Annotated in this window: 17 protein-coding genes; 7 read left to right on the plus strand and 10 right to left on the minus strand. The window is 50.2% G+C overall.

Annotated elements, in window-relative coordinates; genetic code table 11:
• The first annotated feature begins 77 nt into the window (after positions 1–77).
• From yajC to HMPREF3139_RS06850, 4 genes are all read left to right on the plus strand, one after another.
• Positions 78–344, plus strand: coding sequence for a preprotein translocase subunit YajC (yajC, locus tag HMPREF3139_RS06835; protein ID WP_003678762.1), 267 nt, complete (start codon positions 78–80; stop codon positions 342–344).
• A gap of 75 nt (positions 345–419) precedes the next feature.
• Entirely contained in the window at positions 420–2,273 is a 1,854-nt protein-coding gene (gene secD, locus HMPREF3139_RS06840; protein WP_070461343.1) for a protein translocase subunit SecD, read from the plus strand.
• A 3-nt stretch (positions 2,274–2,276) separates the two neighbouring features.
• On the plus strand, positions 2,277–3,212 hold the full coding sequence (gene secF / locus HMPREF3139_RS06845; protein WP_003686183.1) for a protein translocase subunit SecF: 936 nt from the start codon (positions 2,277–2,279) through the stop codon (positions 3,210–3,212).
• Between the two features lie 324 nt (positions 3,213–3,536).
• The gene (locus tag HMPREF3139_RS06850; RefSeq protein WP_070461344.1) at positions 3,537–4,418 is read left to right on the plus strand and encodes a carbohydrate kinase family protein; all 882 of its coding nucleotides are present in this window, start codon (positions 3,537–3,539) and stop codon (positions 4,416–4,418) included.
• A gap of 78 nt (positions 4,419–4,496) precedes the next feature.
• On the opposite strand, the gene HMPREF3139_RS06855 is transcribed toward HMPREF3139_RS06850, so the two are convergent.
• From HMPREF3139_RS06855 to rimP, 5 genes are all read right to left on the minus strand, one after another.
• Positions 4,497–5,054, minus strand: coding sequence for a nitroreductase family protein (locus HMPREF3139_RS06855; protein WP_070461345.1), 558 nt, complete (start codon positions 5,052–5,054; stop codon positions 4,497–4,499).
• 111 nt (positions 5,055–5,165) lie between these two features.
• A complete protein-coding gene (locus HMPREF3139_RS06860; RefSeq protein WP_070461346.1) occupies positions 5,166–7,904 on the minus strand; it encodes a calcium-binding protein in 2,739 nt (912 codons plus the stop codon).
• Positions 7,905–8,254: 350 nt separating this feature from the next.
• Positions 8,255–11,149 carry a translation initiation factor IF-2 gene (gene infB, locus HMPREF3139_RS06865; protein ID WP_070461347.1) on the minus strand — a complete coding sequence of 965 codons (2,895 nt, stop codon included), beginning with the start codon at positions 11,147–11,149 and terminating at the stop codon, positions 8,255–8,257.
• 11 nt (positions 11,150–11,160) lie between these two features.
• Positions 11,161–12,666, minus strand: a complete 1,506-nt coding sequence (gene nusA / locus HMPREF3139_RS06870; protein ID WP_070461348.1) for a transcription termination factor NusA — start codon at positions 12,664–12,666, stop codon at positions 11,161–11,163.
• A 27-nt stretch (positions 12,667–12,693) separates the two neighbouring features.
• Positions 12,694–13,125 carry a ribosome maturation factor RimP gene (rimP, locus tag HMPREF3139_RS06875; protein ID WP_003685973.1) on the minus strand — a complete coding sequence of 144 codons (432 nt, stop codon included), beginning with the start codon at positions 13,123–13,125 and terminating at the stop codon, positions 12,694–12,696.
• A gap of 343 nt (positions 13,126–13,468) precedes the next feature.
• Here rimP and serC point away from each other — a divergent pair, with 343 nt between their 5' ends.
• On the plus strand, positions 13,469–14,575 hold the full coding sequence (gene serC / locus HMPREF3139_RS06880; RefSeq protein ID WP_070461349.1) for a phosphoserine transaminase: 1,107 nt from the start codon (positions 13,469–13,471) through the stop codon (positions 14,573–14,575).
• Positions 14,576–14,637: 62 nt separating this feature from the next.
• On the opposite strand, the gene HMPREF3139_RS06885 is transcribed toward serC, so the two are convergent.
• The 3 genes from HMPREF3139_RS06885 to rnhA form a co-directional block, all read right to left on the minus strand.
• A complete protein-coding gene (locus tag HMPREF3139_RS06885; RefSeq protein WP_070461350.1) occupies positions 14,638–15,831 on the minus strand; it encodes an LD-carboxypeptidase in 1,194 nt (397 codons plus the stop codon).
• A gap of 73 nt (positions 15,832–15,904) precedes the next feature.
• Entirely contained in the window at positions 15,905–16,303 is a 399-nt protein-coding gene (locus HMPREF3139_RS06890) for an HIT family protein (protein WP_070461351.1), read from the minus strand.
• A 322-nt stretch (positions 16,304–16,625) separates the two neighbouring features.
• Positions 16,626–17,063, minus strand: coding sequence for a ribonuclease HI (gene rnhA / locus HMPREF3139_RS06895; protein ID WP_049350717.1), 438 nt, complete (start codon positions 17,061–17,063; stop codon positions 16,626–16,628).
• Positions 17,064–17,183: 120 nt separating this feature from the next.
• On the opposite strand from rnhA, the gene HMPREF3139_RS06900 reads away from it, so the two are divergent.
• Together HMPREF3139_RS06900 and tehB are read left to right on the plus strand one after the other, a co-directional pair.
• A complete protein-coding gene (locus tag HMPREF3139_RS06900; RefSeq protein ID WP_036491598.1) occupies positions 17,184–17,573 on the plus strand; it encodes a PH domain-containing protein in 390 nt (129 codons plus the stop codon).
• A 12-nt stretch (positions 17,574–17,585) separates the two neighbouring features.
• On the plus strand, positions 17,586–18,455 hold the full coding sequence (tehB, locus tag HMPREF3139_RS06905; protein WP_070461352.1) for an SAM-dependent methyltransferase TehB: 870 nt from the start codon (positions 17,586–17,588) through the stop codon (positions 18,453–18,455).
• A 56-nt stretch (positions 18,456–18,511) separates the two neighbouring features.
• Here tehB and HMPREF3139_RS06910 read toward each other — a convergent pair whose 3' ends face one another.
• Both HMPREF3139_RS06910 and HMPREF3139_RS06915 read right to left on the minus strand, forming a co-directional pair.
• A complete protein-coding gene (locus HMPREF3139_RS06910) occupies positions 18,512–19,012 on the minus strand; it encodes a GNAT family N-acetyltransferase (protein ID WP_070461353.1) in 501 nt (166 codons plus the stop codon).
• 13 nt (positions 19,013–19,025) lie between these two features.
• Positions 19,026–19,562 (minus strand): isochorismatase family protein, encoded by a 537-nt coding sequence (locus HMPREF3139_RS06915; RefSeq protein WP_070461507.1) that lies wholly within the window; start codon positions 19,560–19,562, stop codon positions 19,026–19,028.
• Between the last annotated feature and the right edge of the window lie 52 nt (positions 19,563–19,614).

The following is a 19,614-nucleotide window of genomic DNA, read 5'->3' on the forward strand; positions in this document are numbered from 1 at the left end:
TTACAGTCCGACCAACTGCGTTTTGGACTGTATGCAGTTTTTTACTTTATCTTAAAACTCAAAAGAACGGATATATTATGAATCAAGCTGTGGCTCAATTTGCCCCTTTACTGTTGATTATGGTGGTGTTTTACTTCCTGATTATGCGTCCTCAACAAAAGAAATTCAAAGCACATCAAGCTATGCTGGCTGCTTTGAAAGTAGGTGATAAAGTCGTTTTGGCTGCAGGTTTCAAAGGCCGTGTGACCAAAGTCGGCGAGCAATTCTACACTGTCGACATCGGCCAAGGTGCGAGAATCGAAGTAGAAGTGGAACGCAACGCGATTGCCGCGAAAGCCGAATAATCCGTTTTTTTGCGAAAAGCCGCCTCATTTTCCGAGTGCGGCTGTTTGCCTTTATAAATAAAGCAAAGGTTTACCATGAACCGTTATCCTTTATGGAAATACCTACTGATTGCGTTCACGATTGTGGTTGCGGCTGTATATTCGCTGCCCAACCTTTTCGGTGAAACGCCTGCCGTACAGGTATCAACCAACCGACAAGCCATCGTTATCAATGAGCAAACCCAGTCTAAAGTGTCTTCTGCGTTGCAAAGCGCAGGTATTCAGACTGACGGTATGTTCATTGTCGATAACTCGCTGAAAGTGCGTTTTAAAGATACTGAAACGCAACTGAAAGCGCGTGATGTCATTGAAAACACTTTGGGCGAAGGCTATATTACCGCGCTCAACCTTTTGGCGGACAGTCCTGAGTGGATGGCGAAAATTAAAGCCAATCCGATGTTCTTGGGTTTGGACTTGCGTGGCGGCGTGCATTTCACCATGCAGGTGGACATGAAAGCCGCGATGCAGAAAACGTTTGAACGTTACGCCGGCGACATCCGCCGCGAATTGCGCCGCGAAAAAATCCGTACCGGTACGGTGCATCAGGCTGAAAATGGTCTGACTGTGCCTCTGCAAGATGCCGCCGATGTACAAAAGGCCTTGCCTCAGTTGCAAAAGATGTTTCCTGAAGCCACTTTGCTTGCGGACGGCAACAATATTGTGCTGACTCTGTCTGAAGAGGCGATCAATAAAGTACGCTCTGATGCAGTGAAACAAAACATCAACACTTTGCACAACCGTGTGAACGAATTGGGTGTGGCAGAACCGGTTATCCAACAATCCGGTCTTGACCGCATTGTTGTACAGCTGCCGGGCGTGCAAGATACTGCCAAAGCCAAAGACATTATCGGTCGTACCGCGACTTTGGAAGTACGCATGGTGGAAGACGATCCGATTAAACTTCAAGAAGCCTTAAACGGTAATGTACCGACTGGTTATGAGTTACTGTCAAGCGGTGGCGATCATCCGGAAACTATTTTGGTCAACAAACAAGTTGAATTGACCGGCGACAACATCAACGACGCGCAACCTAGCTTTGACCAAATGGGTGCGCCTGCCGTGAGCCTGAGCTTGGACAGCGCAGGTGGCAGCATTTTTGGCGAATTGACTTCGGCCAATGTGGGTAAACGTATGGCTATGGTGTTGATCGACCAAGGTAAATCCGAAGTCGTGACCGCCCCTGTCATCCGCTCCGCCATTACCGGTGGTCGTGTAGAAATTTCCGGCAGCATGACAACTGCCGAAGCCAACGATACTTCATTGTTGCTGCGTGCCGGCTCGCTGGCTGCGCCTATGCAAATTGTTGAAGAACGTACCATCGGTCCGTCTTTGGGTAAAGAAAACATTGAAAAAGGTTTCAATTCCACTTTGTGGGGCTTTGCCGCTGTTGCTGCGTTTATGGTGGTTTACTACCGCCTGATGGGTTTCTTCTCTACCATCGCTTTGAGTACCAATATCTTGTTCTTGGTAGGTATTTTGTCTGCCATGCAGGCAACGCTGACCCTGCCGGGTATTGCCGCGTTGGCATTGACATTGGGTATGGCGATTGACTCTAACGTATTGATTAACGAGCGTATCCGTGAAGAATTACGCGGAGGCATACCACCTCAACAGGCCATCAACCTCGGTTTCCAACATGCTTGGGCAACCATTGTCGACTCTAACTTGACCTCTCTGATTGCTGGTATCGCTTTGTTGGTATTCGGTTCCGGCCCGGTACGTGGTTTTGCTGTTGTGCACTGTATCGGTATTCTGACCTCGATGTACTCGTCTGTGGTCGTGTTCCGTGCTTTGGTCAACCTGTGGTACGGCCGCCGTCGCAAATTGCGGAATATTTCCATTGGTGCGGTATGGAAGCCGAAAGCTGAAATGGCAGAAGGCAAGGAGTAAAACATGGAATTATTTAAAATCAAACGCGATATTCCGTTTATGAGCTACGGCAAACTGACGACCTTTATTTCGTTGGTTACGTTTATCGCCGCCGTGTTCTTTTTGGTAACCAAAGGCCTGAATTTCTCCGTCGAATTTACCGGCGGTACGGTGATGGAAGTCCAATATCAGCAGGGCGTGGATGTTAATAAAACACGCGAACGCCTCGATACGCTGAAAATGGGTGATGTACAGGTTCAGGCATTGGGTACGAACAAGCACATCATGATTCGCCTGCCGAACAAAGAAGGCGTAACGTCAGCCCAGCTGTCCAACCAAGTAATGGATTTGCTGAAAAAAGATAATCCTGACGTTACCTTGCGCCAAGTCGAATTTATCGGCCCTCAGGTTGGTGAAGAATTGGTTACCAATGGTTTGATGGCATTGGGATTCGTGGTGGCAGGTATTATTATTTACTTGTCCATGCGTTTTGAGTGGCGTTTTGCAGTGTCCGCGATTATTGCGAATATGCACGATATCGTGATTATTCTCGGCTGTTTCGCCTTCTTCCAATGGGAATTCTCTCTGACTGTCTTGGCAGGTATTTTGGCGGTTTTGGGTTATTCCGTGAACGAATCTGTGGTTGTGTTTGACCGTATTCGTGAAAACTTCCGTAAGCCGCATATGCGCGGCCACACTGTGCCTGAAGTTATCGACAACGCGATTACTGCAACCATGAGCCGTACCATCATTACCCACGGTTCGACCGAGGCAATGGTTGTTTCTATGCTGGTGTTCGGTGGCGCAGCCTTGCACGGTTTCTCTATGGCACTGACCATCGGTATCGTATTCGGTATTTACTCTTCCGTATTGGTTGCCAGTCCGCTCTTGCTGATGTTTGGCTTGAGTCGTGAGAACATTGCCAAAGAAGTGAAGAAAAAAGAAGAAGTTGTAGTCTAAACACTGCAATAATTCGATAAAGGCCGTCTGAAAATTGATTGAATCAGTTTTCAGACGGCCTTTTGTATTTAAATTTCAGAATGTTTTGTTTTAATGAAATAGGAGGGGTCAAATGTGAAAGAAAAAGAAAAAATAGGAACAATATAATTTTGTGATGAATCAAGTTTATTGTCTGATATTCCCTTAATTGCTTGTCAGCCCTAACATTTTAAAACATAATACTTTTGCCCCCGGTGCTGGAGTTTTACTACAAGTACATGATTTGCAAAAAATCTGTCGGGTGTGCAGACCCTGCCAATCAACCTCAAAAAAGGAAGGCCAAGAATGAAAGTAACCAGTTTCGGTGAAGTGCTGTGGGACGATTTTCCAAACGGAAAGGTATTGGGTGGTGCACCCCTAAATGTTGCTGTCCGTTTGCAGTCTTTGGGTATCGATGCTGCCATCATCAGTCGTCGCGGCGATGATGCCGATGGCGAAGAATTGCTACTCCAGATTCAAAGCAAAAACGTCAATACTGATTATTTGCAGGTTTGTCACGAATGTGCGACCAGTTTGGTGAAAGTACACTTGGACAAGTCTGGCAGTGCGTCTTATGAGATTGTCTATCCTTGCGCGTGGGACAGGATTGCGGTTGATGATGCGGCAATCAAACGTGTGGGAGAATCCGATGCTTTCGTTTTTGGCAGCTTGGCAACCCGTGATGAAGTTTCGCGTAAAAGCTTGGCAGTTTTGCTGAAAGAAGCCAAATTCAAAATTTTTGACGTTAATCTGCGCAAGCCGCATTACGATATTGACCGCTTGTTGGAGACCATGAAACAGTCCGATATGGTTAAACTCAATGATGATGAGCTGTATGAGTTGGCTGCGGCTTACGGCTCTCCTTATCACAGTATCGAGCAAAATATCGGCTACCTTGTTAAGCTGACGGGTGTCAAAATCTTGTGTGTGACTTTGGGCAGCCATGGAGCGGTTTTGTATAAGGACGGCGAGGTGTACCGCCATTGCGGTTTCCGCGTCAAAGTGGTGGATACTGTCGGCTCGGGGGACAGCTTTCTTGGCGGTTTGACTTACAAATTGTTGAACAATGCGCCTCCTCAAGAAGCCATTACTTTTGCTTGTGCGTTGGGCGCGTTGGTTGCTTCGCGTCATGGTGCAACGGCGGATATTTCTTTGGAAGAAGTTGAAGCGTTTATGAATCCGGCTTGATATTTTGACAAGAGACATAAAAAGGCCGTCTGAAAACCATTAAATCAGGTTTTTAGACGGCCTGAGTATTTTCAGGCTTTACCAATAAGTGGTAAAACATTCCAAGTTGGTATTTTTCGGGCCGCCGCCTTCTTCTGTCGGCGAGCCAATCATCATCAGACCGATGATTTTGTCTTTGTCGGTACACTCAAATGCTTCGCGCAACAATGGGCTGTTGACCCACATGCCCGTAATCCAAACATTGTCGAAGCCCTGGGCTGATGCGGCCAGTTGCAATGCGTAGGCGGCGCATCCGGCGGTCAGCATTTGCTCCCATTCGGGTTTGGGTTTCGCCACTTCACGGTTTGGCGCAAATGTAACGCCAATAATCATAGGCGCCATGTTGCCGACACGTTCGGCTTTTTTCATGGCGTCATCGCCGAAGTTGAGTTCGGTAACGGTCTTGCTCAAAAGCCCGCGGAAACGTTCTAAGCCGGCCTCGCTTTGAATAACGGTAAAGCGGTAAGGGCGCATATTGCCGTGATCGGGTACTTGGGTTGCCGCTTGCAGCATTTGTTCCAGTTGCTCGGCATTGGGCGCCGGAGCCGTCAGTTTTTTGGAAGAACGACGTGTGGTCAGGAGATTTAAGGCATCCATGTTTTATTCTTTCTTGTGAACTTGAATGAGAATAATTATATAGCGGAAAGATAAATAAATCAGCAAAAGACTGAGGCCGTCTGAATTCAGGTTTCAGACGGCCTTTGGGTTTTACAGGATACCGTTGTTTTGCGTATTTTCAGTAATCAGTGCTTTGCTGAGTTCGTCGGCGGTGTAGCTCTTACCGCTTTCAAATACAAAGCTGTCGATATTATTGTTGGCAATATCATGGATGGTCAGGGTTTCGCCTGTATCTTTGATGGTTAAGACCCAATCATCGCCGGTTTTCAACTGTAAATCTTTCAGCGTCAGCCCTTCTTTGAAAAGGACTTGGGTATCGCTGCCACCATATGGATTAAAGGTGTCGTTGCCGCTGCTTCTGCCAAACATGATAACGGTGTTGTCGGCACCCGGGTCGGTAATGTTGTCGTTGCCGCCGGCCGTATCGACGATGTTGATGCCTCGGCCCAAAGTAATGGTTTCATCGCTGCGGTTGCCCCTGTATTCGACAACAGAAGTGTAACGCGACAAATCTAAATCGCTGTTGTCGCTATCGGCATGGATGGTGTGGTTGAAGTTGTTGTACACATCCCGGTTGAGTTCTTCAACGGGTTGACCGGTGTATTGGACGATGTTTTTGTTGCCGATCATGTGCGGAATAGACAGTTTGAAGTGGTTGATTAGTTCGCCCGTGCTGTATGAGGCATTGCCGTCAAACTGAAACTCGGAAATCGCCCCATAGATACCGCTTTGGTTTTTGATGGTCAAAACATCGTCTGTGCCTTTGATGCGGATATGCCAAGTGTCGCCATCCAGCAGGGGAGGAGATACAAATTGGTTGCTGTCGGGCAGGTCGGCAATCCCGGTTTTGTCGTAACCTTTTTCAACGGTAATTTCAAGGTCGTCAAGGGTAATGCCGCCGCTAAATTTCACGACGTTGGCGTTGAGCGTATGCAGGCCGGCCTCGTTGTCGAAACCGAAGTTGTAGTCAAAAATGGTGTCGTGTCCGTAACCTTTTCCGAAAATATAGGTGTCGTTGTGTTCTCCGCCTTCCAGATAATCATTGCCTGCGCCGCCGTCGAGTAAGTCTGCGCCTACATGGGCATAGAGTTTGTCGTTACCGTTGCCGCCGTAGAGTTTATCGTCGGAAGCGGGTTCGTTGCCGTAATAGGTTTCGCTGTGTTCGCGCAAGATGTCATCGCCATCGTGGCCATAAAGGGTATCATGGCCGTCATTGCCGCCGTCGATTTCATTGTTGCCTGCATTGCCATGCAAGGTATCATCGTCGTTTGTGCCGACGAGTTTAATGGTTTCGGTCTTCAGCGCTTGGAAGGTTTGTTGGAACTGTGCGGCAGTGTAGGTTTGGTCGTTGAACTGGAAACGGTCGATGGAAATGCTGCCATCCGCACCGATTTGGTTTTGAATCAGGGCAGAACCTTGTTCGGAAGTAATTTCCCAGCTTTGGCTGCCATCATCGTTATGAATGGTCTTTAGGTTGAGCTTGGTATTGTTCAGGCCGTCTGAAAACTTGAGGGTATTGATGCCTTGGTTGTCGATAATGGTATCGTTGTCGCCGTAGATATAGGTATCGTTTCCGGCTCCGCCTTTCAGAATGTCTTTACCGTTGCCGCCCACTAAAATGTCGTCGCCTGCATCACCGTTGATGACATCGTTGCCGTCGCCGCCATCCAGATAATCGTTGCCGTCGCCGCCGTTGAGGTTGTCGTTGCCACCCATGCCGTAAACGGTATCATCACCACGTCCGCTATTGAGGCGGTTGCGGCCTTCGTTACCGGTCAGGATGTTATTGCTGTTGTTGCCGGCGGCAAAAATATTGGCCGAGCCGGTCAAGGTAACATTTTCGACGTGAGTAGCGGCAGTATGAGAAATGCTGCTGAATACGGTATCTTCGCCACCGCCAGCCTGTTCAATCACCACGTCTTTTACATCATCAACGTAGTAAGTGTCATTGCCATCACCACCTTCCATAATGTCGGCACTGGCTTTGCCGTCGATAATATCGTCGCCGGATGTGCCGATCAGGTAGTCATTGTCGTCGTTACCATCGATAGTCTGACCGATTTCGGTATGCTCAGTCAGGGAAATATCGAAATATTTGGCAAAGTTGTTTACATCCAGTTTTTGTGTGCCAATGATGAAGTGGGAGACTGCCGGTGTTGTACCGTTTTGAGTGTATTGGTTTTTGATGGTTAAAACGGCGTTGCTGTTTTTTACGGCAATCAGCCAGTCTTTACCACCGGTTTCGTTGTTTTGGACTTCAACGGTTAAATCGTTAAGGCTTAGATCGGTATGAAAGCGGATGCTGTTGTGGCCTTGATTGTCGATGATGGTGTCTTGCTCGTTTTTGGCAGAGAAAAGGTAGGTATCGTCGCCTTCGCCACCTTCAAGCACATCGTTGCCTGCTTCGCCGTTGAGGATGTCATTGCCTGTTTCGCCGAAAAGAAGGTCGTTGCCTTCGCCCCCATTGATGACATCGTTGCCACCGCCGCCGTAAACGATGTCGTCACCGCGCCCGCTGTTGAGGCGGTTGCGGCCTTCATTGCCGATGAGGATGTTGTTGCTGTTGTTGCCGGCACCGAAAATGTTGGCTGTACCGGTCAAAACAAGGTTTTTAACGTGGTTTGGAAGGGTATAGCTGACGTTGCTGCAAACCGTATCATCGCCACCATTTGGGTTTTCAATGATTGTATCGTCACTGAGGGTTACATAATAAACGTCATCTTCCGACGTTCCTATCGTTACTTGTTCAAAGACGGAAGGTTGTAATTGCTCTAAATGTCGTAATTCAAATTGCGCATTGGGGGTGCGCATTGCTTTTTCGATTGTCATGATATTTTCTTTAGATATTGATGAGAGTAACAAGGAAGTAAACGTATCCGGCATATGGCCGGTATTGCTTAATTTGTATTGTGTTTAGGCTGTATATACTAGTGCTGAAATTTGATAAAAACAACAGAAACGTTAAGATATGACAATATATAGAGAGCTTTATCAGGCTTTGTCTGCCGTCTATTCCTTTGCTAAATGGCTTTGCCTTGTATGTCTGTTTTGTTTCTTATATACCACACATCAATTTTCATAGTTTCAAACTATGAATGGTTGTAAAAAGGCCGTCTGAAAAAAAGAAGCAGGTTTCGCATTGCAAAACCTGCTTCTGATTTTTCAGACGGCCTGTCTGATTACAGAGTACGGGCAACTTCGACGATGTCGAAACATTCGAGTTGGTCGCCTTCCATAATCTCGTTGTAGCCTTTGAGCATCAGACCGCACTCGAAGCCCATGCGGACTTCTTTGACGTCGTCTTTGTAGCGTTTCAAAGAAGACAGCTCGCCGGTATGGATAACCACGTTGTTGCGGATGAGGCGGACATGGGAATCGCGTTTGACCACGCCGTCGGTAACCATACAGCCTGCAATGTTGCCGACTTTGGAAACGGAGATAACCTGACGGATTTCGACCGTGCCGGTTACTTGCTCTTTCTCTTCCGGAGAGAGCATACCGCTCATGGCGGCTTTCACGTCGTCGATGGCATCGTAAATGATGTTGTAGTAACGGATTTCCACGTTTTCATTTTCAGCCAGTTTGCGTGCGGAAGCATCTGCACGGACGTTAAAGCCGATGATGAATGCGCCGGAAGCGATGGCCAAGTTGACATCAGATTCGGTAATGCCGCCAACGCCGCTGTGCAACACGTTCACTTTCACTTCGTCTGTGGACAGTTTTTTCAGGCTGCCCGCCAAAGCTTCGTAAGAACCTTGTACGTCTGCTTTGATGATGACGGACAAGGATTGGGCTTGGTTTTCGCCCATGTTGTTGAACATGTTTTCCAGTTTTGCGGCCTGTTGTTTGGCCAAGCGCACGTCGCGGTATTTGCCTTGACGGAAGAGGGCGATTTCGCGCGCTTTTTTCTCGTCGGCCAATACCATTGCATCTTCGCCTGCGTTCGGAACGTCGGACAAGCCGAGGATTTCGACAGGGATAGACGGACCGGCTTCATTGATGGCTTTGCCGTTTTCGTCAACCATTGCACGGATTTTACCGAATGCAGTACCGGCCAGCAGCATATCGCCCTTTTTCAGCGTACCGCTTTGTACCAAGAGGGTGGCAACCGCGCCGCGGCCTTTGTCCAAACGTGCCTCTACGATGATACCTTTGGCAGGTGCATCGACTGGGGCAGTCAGTTCCAAAACTTCGGCTTCGAGCAAGACGGCTTCGAGCAATGCATCGATGTTCAGGCCTTTTTTAGCGGAAACGTCGATAAATTGTACATCGCCGCCCCATTCGTCCGGCACGACTTCGTGCGCGGTCAGCTCTTGGCGGATACGCTCTGGGTTGGCGGCTTCTTTATCGATTTTGTTGACGGCAACCACAATTGGTACGCCCGCAGCTTTAGCATGGGCAATCGCCTCGATGGTTTGCGGCATCACGCCGTCGTCGGCTGCTACAACAAGAATCACGATATCGGTTGCTTTCGCACCGCGCGCACGCATGGCGGTAAACGCTTCGTGACCCGGAGTATCCAAGAAGGTAATCACGCCGCGAGGGGTTTCAACGTGGTATGCGCCGATGTGTTGGGTAATGCCGCCCGCTTCGCCTTGTACCACTTTGGCGCGGCGGATGTAGTCCAGTAGGGAAGTTTTACCGTGGTCAACGTGACCCATCACGGTAACAACCGGAGGACGCGGCAATGCTTCGGCTTCTACTGCTTCAACGCCTTCATCCAAGAAGGCTTCAGGATCGTCGGCGGCGGCAGGTTTGCCGATGTGGCCGAGTTCTTCCACAACAATCAGGGCAGTGTCTTGGTCGATGGATTGGTTGATGGTTACCATCATGCCCATTTTCATCAGGGCTTTAACCACTTCGACGCCTTTAACGGCCATTTTGTGTGCCAAGTCGGCAACGGTAATGGTTTCAGGCACTAAAACTTCGTGTACGACAGGTTCGGTCGGCGCTTGGAAGGCGTGTTGGTTTGGCTCAAGTTTGAGTTTTTTGCCTTTTTTGCCGCCGCGTACGCGCTCGTCGTCGCCAGTGCGTGTATTGTTGCGGTCGCGACCACCTTTGCCGCCTTTGCCTTTAGCATTGCGGCCTTGAGTGTCTTCATCACGCTCACGACGGTCTTCTTTTTTACTGCGCGCGTTGTGTTCGGATTTGCCTTCGCCGGATGCTGCTTTAGCTTTCTCGGCAGGTTTACTGCGTTCGCCTGATTTGGCTTCTTTAGTAGGTTTTGAGTCTTTCTCGGCCTGTTGTTTTATGGCTTCACGGCGTGCTTGACGCTCTTGTTTTTCTTTCAACAAGGCTTCTTGATGCGCACGCAGGGCGGCGGCACGACGGGCTTCTTCATCGCGTTGAGCCTGTTCTTCCACGCTGACGACAGGTTGCGGTACGGCAGGAGCGGCAGGTTTAGCTGCCTTTTTCGCTTCTTTGCCTTTGCCGCCTTTGTCTTGTTTGGCTTTGGCAGGTTTCTTGGCTTCGGCTGGTTTTTCAGCTTCAACGGATTTTTCAGACGGCTTGTTGTCTGCTTTAGCTTCAACTTTTACTTCGGTCTTGGCTTCTACAGCTTCAACCGGTTTGGCTTCTTCTTTTTTAGCTTCGGCAGGTTTGCCTTCCGCTTTTGGTGCGGCTTTGGCTTCTTTCAGTCTGGCTGCTTCGGCCTCTGCTTTGGCGCGGGCTTCGGCTTTTGCGGCTGCTTCTGCTTCAGCTTTGGCTTTTTCTTCGGCAGCTTTTGCGGCTGCTTTTTCTGCTTCGGCTTTTTGGTTTTCAGCCGCTACTTTGGCTTTGGCTTCCGCGGCCAATTCTTCGGAAGAAGGAATGGTAACGGCACGGCTGCGGCGGCGTGTTTCCACTTTTACGCCGTCAACGGTGCTGACTTCGGTTTTTTTGCGGCGGATGCTGATGGTGCCGCTGTTGCTGCCGTTTTTCTTTTGCAGGTAAGCGGTCAGCAATTGTTTGTCGTCAGTGGTCAGGCTGTCATTACCGCTGTTTTTGTTGACGCCGGCTTCTTTCAATTGTTTGAGCAAATCATCGACGGGGCGGTTTAGTTCGGCGGCAAATTGTGCTACGGTTGTATTACTCATTCAGTACCCCCTTAGTTGTTTTCTTCAGTAAACCAGTGTTCGCGTGCAGCCAAAATCACTTTTTTGGCTTCTTCTTCGTCAACACCGGTAATTTCGACCAATTCGTCAACAGACAATTCGGCCAGATCGTCGCGTTGGGTCACGCCTGCTTCGGCAAGCTTGCGCAACATATCGGAATCTACGCCGTCCAGATTGCGCATGTCTTCAGACACTTCGCCCAGTTTTTCTTCTGCCGCGATGGTCATGGTCAGGATGGCGTCGCGTGCGCGGTTGCGCAGGGTTTCAACGATTTCTTCGTCAAAGCCTTCGATGGCGAGCAATTCTGCCGCCGGAACGTAAGCCACTTCTTCCAATGTGGCAAAACCTTCTTCAACCAAAATATCGGCGGTTTCGTCGTCGATGTTCAAGTGGGTAGGGAAGAGGTTGCGGATAACGGCATCTTCGGCGGCATTGCGCTCGTCGGCTTCTTCAACGGTCATGATGTTCAGCTGCCAGCCGGTCAGGATGGAAGCCAGGCGGACGTTTTGACCACCGCGGCCGATGGCCAGCGCCAGTTGGTTTTCATCAACAATCACGTCAACGGCGTGTTTGTCTTCGTCAATCACGATGCGGCTCACTTCGGCAGGAGACAGCGCGTTCATCACGAATTGGGCAGGCTCGGGAGACCACAATACGATGTCGATGCGTTCGCCGGACAATTCGTTGCTCACGGCGTTGACACGCGAACCGCGCACGCCGATACAAGTACCTTGCGGGTCGATGCGTTGGTCGTTGGCTTTAACGGCAACTTTGGCGCGTTGGCCTGGGTCGCGTGCTACTTCGCGGATTTCCAACAGGCCGTCTGCAATTTCAGGCACTTCGTTGGCGTAGAGTTTGGCCAAGAAGTCGCCGCTGGTACGGCTCAAAATGACTTGTTTGCGGCCGGTATTGCCAATTTCGTCCACACGCAGGAAGAGGGCGCGGATTCGGTCGCCGCTGCGGAAGTTTTCGCGCGGAATCATTTCTTCGCGCGGAATCAGGGCGTCAAGTTTGCCCGCGACGACTTCAACGATGATGCCGTGGCGCTCGACGCGTTTTACGGTGCCGGAAACAATGTCTTCTTTAGAAGCGAGGAATTCGTTCAGGTTTTGCTCGCGCTCCGCATCACGGATGCGTTGCAGGATGATTTGTTTGGCGGTTTGCGCTGCTTGGCGGCCGAAGCCTTCGTTTGGCAACTGCTCTTCGTAGTATTCGCCGATTTGGATGGTGGTGCCGGGGATTTCTTCTTGGATTTCCTCGATGGTTTTTTCTACGTCGGGGTAGGTGTAGTCTTCATCGGCAACAATCAGCCAGCGGCGGAAGGTTTGGTATTCGCCGGTATCGCGGTCGATTTCGACGCGCACGTCCATGTGCTCGCGGTCGGCTTTTTTCTTGGCGGCAGTAGAGAGGGCGAATTCAAGGGCTTTGAATACGACTTCCGTTTCAACGTTTTTTTCACTTGCCAGCGCTTCGGCCAGCTGTAACATTTCGCGACTCATTTTCTAGAATCTCCAAGTAATCGGTTTTTAAAATTTAAATTCGGGGCGCAAACGGGCTTTGTCGATGTTGCTCAATTCGATTTGGGCGGTTTTGCCGTCGAAAGAGACGGTAACAATGTCGTTTTCGCAAGATTCGATGCGGCCGATGAAGTTTTTCTGACCATCAATCGGCAGGCGTGTTTTGATTTTGGCGTTCTGGCCGGCAAAGCGCACGAAGTCGGCGGCTTTTTTCAGCGGACGGTCAAGGCCCGGGCTGGAGATTTCCAAACGTTTGTAGTCGATGTCTTCAACCATAAACACGCGGCTCAGATGGTTGCTGACAGTGGCGCAGTCTTCGACGGTGATGCCGCCTTCTTTATCGATGAAAACGCGCAAATCGCCTTGTGCGGTCAGTTCGAAATCGACCAGCTCGTAGCCCAAGCCGGGCAGGGTTTTATCAAGAATGCTTTGAATATCCATGCTTCTCCAGAAGTACATAAACAAAAAAATGGCCACGCGGCCATTTTTCGTGTGATTTGAAAAATTGGCCTATTATAACTGTTTTCAAGATAAAAGAAAAGCGTTGATTTGGCGTGGATTTTTTGAAGTGATTGCTTAAATGTAAAGGATAGGAGTGAGGCCGTCTGAAAAGAAAATTGTTGACAAGTTTTGATATAGTACTTCTAAAATTATTTTTGAAAACAAATAATTGGTATTACTTTGTTTTCAGACGGCCTTGGATTTCCTGATTTTTCGTGCTTGCACAATGTGCAAGGCGGTTCTACAATTTCTTCATACCCACCGAATAAGAAAGAAGGCCGCCATGTCCGCTCACCCGATTTACAACTTTTCCGCAGGTCCTGCCGTATTGCCGGAAGCGGTATTGCGTACCGCGCAACAGGAGATGCTCGACTACAACGGTACGGGTTTCCCCGTGATGGCGATGAGCCACCGTTCGGATATGTTTTTGAGTATTCTGCATCATGCCGAACAAGACTTGCGCCAGCTTTTGAATATTCCGTCCAACTATAAAATCCTGTTTTTACAGGGCGGTGCGACCACGCAATTTAATATGGTGGCCATGAATTTAGCGCACGGTTTTGCGACTGCCGACGCGGTGGTAACGGGCAACTGGAGCCGTATTGCCTATGAGCAGATGAGCCGTTTGAGCAATGCCGAAATCCGTTTGGCTGCGCATGGCGGCGAGCAATATGCCTATAAAAACCTGCCTGCGGTGGAGGATTGGGATGTCAACCCGAATTCCGCGTTTGTTCATTTTGCGATTAATGAAACCGTAAACGGCTTGCAGTATCAAAACGTCCCCAAACTTTCAGACGGCCTGCCGCCGCTGGTGTGCGATATGTCGAGCGAGATTTTGTCGCGAGAGTTTAATGTATCCGATTACGGCTTAATTTATGCCGGCGCACAAAAAAATATCGGTCCTGCCGGTGCGACCGTGGTCATTATCCGCGAGGATTTGCTGGAGCGTTGTCCGAACGATATTCCCGATGTGTTCAACTACCGTTCGCACATCAACCGCGACGGTATGTACAACACGCCGTCCACCTATGCGATTTATATGTCGGGCTTGGTGTTCCGCTGGCTGCAAACGCAGGGCGGTGTGAAAAAAATTGAAGCGGTCAATCGAATAAAGGCGCAAACCTTGTATGAGACGATAGACGGCAGCGGCGGTTTTTACATCAACGATATCCATCCTGATGCACGTTCCAAAATGAACGTGGTCTTCAAAACCGCAAGCGAAGACTTGGACCGCCGCTTTGTGTTGGAAGCCGAGTTGCAGGGCTTGTGCCTGCTCAAAGGCTATAAAACCGTCGGCGGTATGCGTGCCAGCATTTACAATGCGATGCCGCTTGAAGGCGTGAACGCGTTGGCTGACTTTATGAGAGATTTTCAACGACGTTACGGTTAAGACTTAAGATAAAAAGGCCGTCTGAAACTGGGTTTCAGACGGCCTTTTGATTTGAACAAGCCTTATTCGGTGACTTCTTCAGTAATGCTGTCGCGGTAGATGGTGCTGTCGTAAGTCGGAACAGGAGGCGGCAGCAGGTTGTCGAGTGTCAGCGCGGACGGGTTCAGCGTAGGATAGCCGCTGAAGGTGACGGAATAACCGCCGTTGCCGGTACTGCGGACTTTGGCATGCGCGCCCAACGGGAAAGTGGTTTTGTTGGTGATGTGGCCGAATGGGAAACCGGTCAACACAGGAATTTTGGCGGTGCGCGAAATGTGGTTGACGACGGCGGAGAAATCGTAGCTGGAGTCGTACACGTCGCGGATGGTACCCATGCGGAAATCGCCGAAGATGATGGCGCGTTGTTTTTGCAAAACACCTGACAGATAAAGCGTATTGAGCATGCGCTCGATGCGGTAGGGTTGCTCGCTGACGTCTTCGATAAAGAGGATGCCGCCTTGAATATCGGGCATGTAAGGCGTGCCAGCGAGGGAGGCGAGAACGCTGAGGTTGCCGCCCCACAATGTGCCTTCGACGTTGACATCGGCGCGTTGGATGGTTGGAACATCAACGATATTGACGTTGTTGGTCGTGCCGCGGATGAAAGAATCCATGGTAAAGATACTGGGGTCTGCTTTGCCGAATTCGCTGTACACCATCGGGCCGGCAAAGCTCATCATATTGCCTTTGGCCAACAGGGCGAGTTGGACGGCGCACACGTCGCTGAAACCAAAGAACAATGTGCCGCGTTCGCGCATTCTGGCGCCGAGTGAGGCAAAGTCGATTTGCGGTAGGATGCGTGCCGCGCCGTAGCCGCCGCGCAGACCCATCAAGACTTTAGGTGTTTCAACCCGGCCGTTGGCAACGTCTTGGAAGTCGGCGGCACGTTGGGCGTCGCTGCCGGCAAAGCGTTGGTAACGGCGGCTGCCTGCCTGTTGGTTAGTCACGGTAAAGCCCGCGTTGTAGAGGCGTGTCAGGCCGGTGGTCACGCGGTTGGGGTCTTCGGCGAAGCCTGACGGCGCAACAACGCGCAGGAGGTTGTCGCCGGAACGTGGCGGATGGGGTTGCTTAGGTTGCACGGTTTTGGCTTTCGCGGTGGTAGAAGTGGTTTTGGTTTGCGGCGTGGTGGTCGTGCCTGTGCCGCAGGCTTGCAACAACCCTGCGCCTGCCGCGGCAGAGCAGGTACGCAGGAAATGGCGGCGCGTGGTGGAGTTCATAGAGGTCTTCCTTTCGTTATATGTTCAGACGGCCTGAACTTGGCGTGTCGGACCTTACAGGCCGTCTGAAAGTTTAAGCGATTAAGTTTTTGATTTGTTGTGGCCAGTTTTCGGGCAAGGCCATACCGTGTTCGCGAGCGGGCGCGGCCCAAATCGGCGCGGGGAAGTTGGCGTCGTTTTCAAAGCGGGCGATGACGTGCCAATGCAGATGGGGCACAACATTGCCGAGGCTGGCCAGATTGATTTTGGCCGGGCTGAAGACTTGGCGCATTGCGGCTTCAACCTGATACACCATTTCCATGATTTCGTTGCGTTCGGCAGGGGAAAGGTCGGTCATCTCGGAAACATGGTTATTCCAAATAACGCGGCAGAATGCCGGTGCGCCGGCTTCGTTGTGGACGGCGATAACGCGCAGGTTTGGCGTTTGCAGCAAAATATCTTCGTTGTCGGCAGTGCAGATGGGGCAGGTCATGTTTTTTTCTTTCGCAGTCTGAATAGGAATCGGATGATTTCAATCAGGATTTTTAGAACGAGGTAAATGGCAGTCAGAGATATGAATGCGAAAAGCCACGGTTCAGGTATAAACCACCAAAATAAATAGGTGGGCGTGATTCAGTCGGCACATTCTTCGGCACTCTTAACGTGATCGCACAAGCTAAAGCTAAAAAAATCATTGACATCATGAAACGGCGAATAGGCGAACATTAAGTGCCATTGGCGTCATACAAACCAATGCAATGACGACAATCCAAAAGAATGGTTTGAGATGTTTGAGTGCAGTCATGGACGAAGTGTTATGCAAATTTTGCGGCACCGCGGTTGGCAAGCTCGTCAGCTTTTTCGTTTTCAGGGTGTCCGGCGTGGCCTTTTACCCACGTCCAGCGGACATCGTGTTGTTGAACCAAACTATCCAGCTCTTTCCATAAATCGTCGTTTTTGACCGGTTTCTTGGCGGCGGTTTTCCAGCCGTTTTTTTTCCAACCGTGTATCCAGCTTTCCATGCCGTTTTTGACGTATTGCGAGTCGGTGCAGATGACGACTTGGCAACGGCGTTTTAGGGATTTCAGACCTTCGATGACGGCGGTCAGCTCCATGCGGTTGTTGGTGGTTTCGGCTTCGCCGCCGAACAGTTCTTTTTCGTGTGTGCCGTAGCGCATAAATACCCCCCAGCCGCCTGCGCCGGGGTTGCCTTTGCATGCGCCGTCTGTGTAGAGGTAAACGGGTTTATCCATGGGCATATCTTTGTTGAGTAAGGCGGTATCATAACATAAGGCCGTCTGAAATATCGGCAAATACGGTTTGCGCGTGTAAAATACCCTGCACTTTATCACTCGTATAGAAAGCAGGCAGATATGGGATTGTTCAGCGGCCTTTTGGGCAATGCTTCGCAAAAAGACGCCGATGCGGTAGAACGCGATTTGGCGAATATCCTGATTGATGGCGAACAGGTAAGAATGGCATTCAGCCTGGTGCGCGATTTGATTGTGTTTACCGAATATCGGCTGGTGTTGGTGGACAAGCAGGGTTTGACCGGCAAGAAAGTGTCTTACCGTTCGATTCCGTATCGTTCCGTATCGCGCTTTTCGGTGGAAACCTCGGGTCATTTCGATTTGGATGCCGAGCTGAAGATTTGGATTTCTTCTAGCGAGGCGCCAACCGAAACCTTGCAGTTTAAAAGCGACAAGAGCGTGATTGCCATTCAAAAAGCCTTGGCAGAAGCCGTGTTGAAACCGTCAAAATAGAAAGGAAATATGATGAGCGAACAGCAAGAATTGTTTTGTTACAAACAGATGCCTGTGTGGGCGGCGGACGAGATTCCCGAAGCCTTGTTGTCCAAACACAATACCGCCGCCGGTACTTGGGGCTGCCTCAATGTCCTCCAAGGCCGTCTGAACTTCAATGAATTGGACGAAGCGGGCAATATTACGGCCACGCACGAGCTGACGCCTGAGAGCGGCGATTGGATTATCCATCCGCAAGCATGGCACTTTATCGCGCCGCAAACGCAAGACACGGAAATTCAACTGTCGTTTTACTGCGAGGCGGCGGACTATTTCAATAAGAAATACGGCATGAGCGCGACACATTCGGCCGTCCGTGCCGCTGAAGGCATCGTACCTGTCGGCAAGGTTTTGGATATGGGCTGCGGTCAGGGCCGCAATGCGCTGTATTTAGGTTTGAAAGGTTTTGACGTTACCGCTGTCGATAATAATCCCCATGCGGTTCAAAACGTGGAAGAGCTGGCGCGTATCGAAGAGTTGAATGTCCGCGCGTTTGAATACGACCTCAACGCCGCCAATATTCAGGAAAACTTCGATTATATGGTGGCGACCGTGGTGTTTATGTTCCTGATGCCGCGTTACGTTCCTGATGTGATTGCCAATATGAAGGAACACACCAACCCCGGCGGCTACAACCTGATTGTTTCTGCAATGGATACGGAAGATTTCCCTTGCCCGATGCCGTTCCCGTTCAAATTCAGCGAAGGCGAGCTGCGCGAATACTATAAAGATTGGGAATTGGTGGAATACAAGGAAGAGCTGGGTTCGATGCACGCGAAAGACGAATTCGGCAATCCGATCCAGTTTAAATTCGTCACCATGCTGGCGAAGAAACCGGAATAAAGGTTTTGCCGTCAAAAGGCCGTCTGAATTCAGTTTTCAGACGGCCTTTGCCGTAATCAATCCACAATCCTTTTACCCAAAATCACGACGTCTGCCAACATGGTTTCCAAATCGCAGACTTGCGGCAGCCGTCCCCATTCTTCAAAACCGAAACGGTGAAACAGGTTCAGGCTCGGATAGTTGTGGCCGAACACAAGCGCGATGACGTTGCGGATGCCTAAGGACGGCGCGCGTTCGAGCATATGGCGCAACAGGATTTTGCCCACGCCTGCGCCGCGCATATCGTGGCGGACATAAACGCTGACTTCCGCGCTGATATGGTAGGCGTAGCGCGGATGGTAGTCGCTGAAACTGCCCCAGGCCAATACGGTGCCGTCGGTATCGTAAAGGGCGTAGATCGGGCGTTTGTCCGTGTGTGCGGCAAACCACATTTCGCGTTCGGCAACCGTGGTCGGCGACAAATCGGCCGTGGATTGGCGCGTGGCCACGGTGCTGTTGTAAATATCGACGATGGCGGGCAAGTCTTGGCGCAGGGCAGGGCGGATGGTGTATTGCATTTCAGACGGCCTTTTATTGAATCAATTTGGAGATGGTCTTAAAGGCCGGATGTTTGGCATCGCCAAGCAGTTGGAACAAAATACTTTCGACATTGGAAACGGTAATGCCTTGACGGCTCATTTGCGCCAAACCATTGTCGCGGTTGGCTGTTGTGCGCGAGGCGGTGCATTCGAAAGGCAGGGATACGGCGTAACCTTGCGCTTTCAAATCCAAGGCCGTCTGAAGCATACAGATATGCGCTTCTGCGCCCACTAAAATAACGTGTTTAATGTCGTTTTTGCGTAAGATTTCCTGAATTTCGGGCAAAAACGCCGAAAATCGGGTTTTCTCGACAACAGGCGTGCCTTCGGGCAACAGCAGCGATACGGCGGACACGGTGTTGCCCAAACCTTTCGGATATTGTTCGGTTACGGCAAAGGGTACGTCCAAAGCCGTCAAGCCCTGAATCAGCAGGCGGCAGCGTTCCAACATTTCGTCCGCGCCGGAAAGGGCGGGCAGCAGGCGTTCTTGAATATCGACAATCAGACAAAGCGTATTTTTGGGGTTCATGGCTTTTCCTTTCAGACGGCCTTTACAGCAAAATCGTTGAATCAGAATGCAA

It is taken from the genome of Neisseria sp. HMSC15G01, from assembly GCF_001808255.1.
In the GTDB taxonomy this organism is placed as follows: Bacteria; Pseudomonadota; Gammaproteobacteria; order Burkholderiales; family Neisseriaceae; genus Neisseria; species Neisseria subflava_A.

Coding starts and splice junctions, on each gene's coding strand:
- rimP (WP_003685973.1), bottom strand. CDS start 13,125: ATGGATATTCAAAGCATTCTTGATAAAACCCTGCCCGGCTTGGGCTAC.
- secD (WP_070461343.1), top strand. CDS start 420: ATGAACCGTTATCCTTTATGGAAATACCTACTGATTGCGTTCACGATT.
- tehB (WP_070461352.1), top strand. CDS start 17,586: ATGAGCGAACAGCAAGAATTGTTTTGTTACAAACAGATGCCTGTGTGG.
- HMPREF3139_RS06860 (WP_070461346.1), bottom strand. CDS start 7,904: ATGACAATCGAAAAAGCAATGCGCACCCCCAATGCGCAATTTGAATTA.
- nusA (WP_070461348.1), bottom strand. CDS start 12,666: ATGAGTCGCGAAATGTTACAGCTGGCCGAAGCGCTGGCAAGTGAAAAA.
- HMPREF3139_RS06850 (WP_070461344.1), top strand. CDS start 3,537: ATGAAAGTAACCAGTTTCGGTGAAGTGCTGTGGGACGATTTTCCAAAC.
- HMPREF3139_RS06910 (WP_070461353.1), bottom strand. CDS start 19,012: ATGCAATACACCATCCGCCCTGCCCTGCGCCAAGACTTGCCCGCCATC.
- HMPREF3139_RS06890 (WP_070461351.1), bottom strand. CDS start 16,303: ATGACCTGCCCCATCTGCACTGCCGACAACGAAGATATTTTGCTGCAA.
- secF (WP_003686183.1), top strand. CDS start 2,277: ATGGAATTATTTAAAATCAAACGCGATATTCCGTTTATGAGCTACGGC.
- serC (WP_070461349.1), top strand. CDS start 13,469: ATGTCCGCTCACCCGATTTACAACTTTTCCGCAGGTCCTGCCGTATTG.
- HMPREF3139_RS06855 (WP_070461345.1), bottom strand. CDS start 5,054: ATGGATGCCTTAAATCTCCTGACCACACGTCGTTCTTCCAAAAAACTG.
- HMPREF3139_RS06900 (WP_036491598.1), top strand. CDS start 17,184: ATGGGATTGTTCAGCGGCCTTTTGGGCAATGCTTCGCAAAAAGACGCC.
- HMPREF3139_RS06915 (WP_070461507.1), bottom strand. CDS start 19,562: ATGAACCCCAAAAATACGCTTTGTCTGATTGTCGATATTCAAGAACGC.
- rnhA (WP_049350717.1), bottom strand. CDS start 17,063: ATGGATAAACCCGTTTACCTCTACACAGACGGCGCATGCAAAGGCAAC.
- HMPREF3139_RS06885 (WP_070461350.1), bottom strand. CDS start 15,831: ATGAACTCCACCACGCGCCGCCATTTCCTGCGTACCTGCTCTGCCGCG.
- infB (WP_070461347.1), bottom strand. CDS start 11,149: ATGAGTAATACAACCGTAGCACAATTTGCCGCCGAACTAAACCGCCCC.
- yajC (WP_003678762.1), top strand. CDS start 78: ATGAATCAAGCTGTGGCTCAATTTGCCCCTTTACTGTTGATTATGGTG.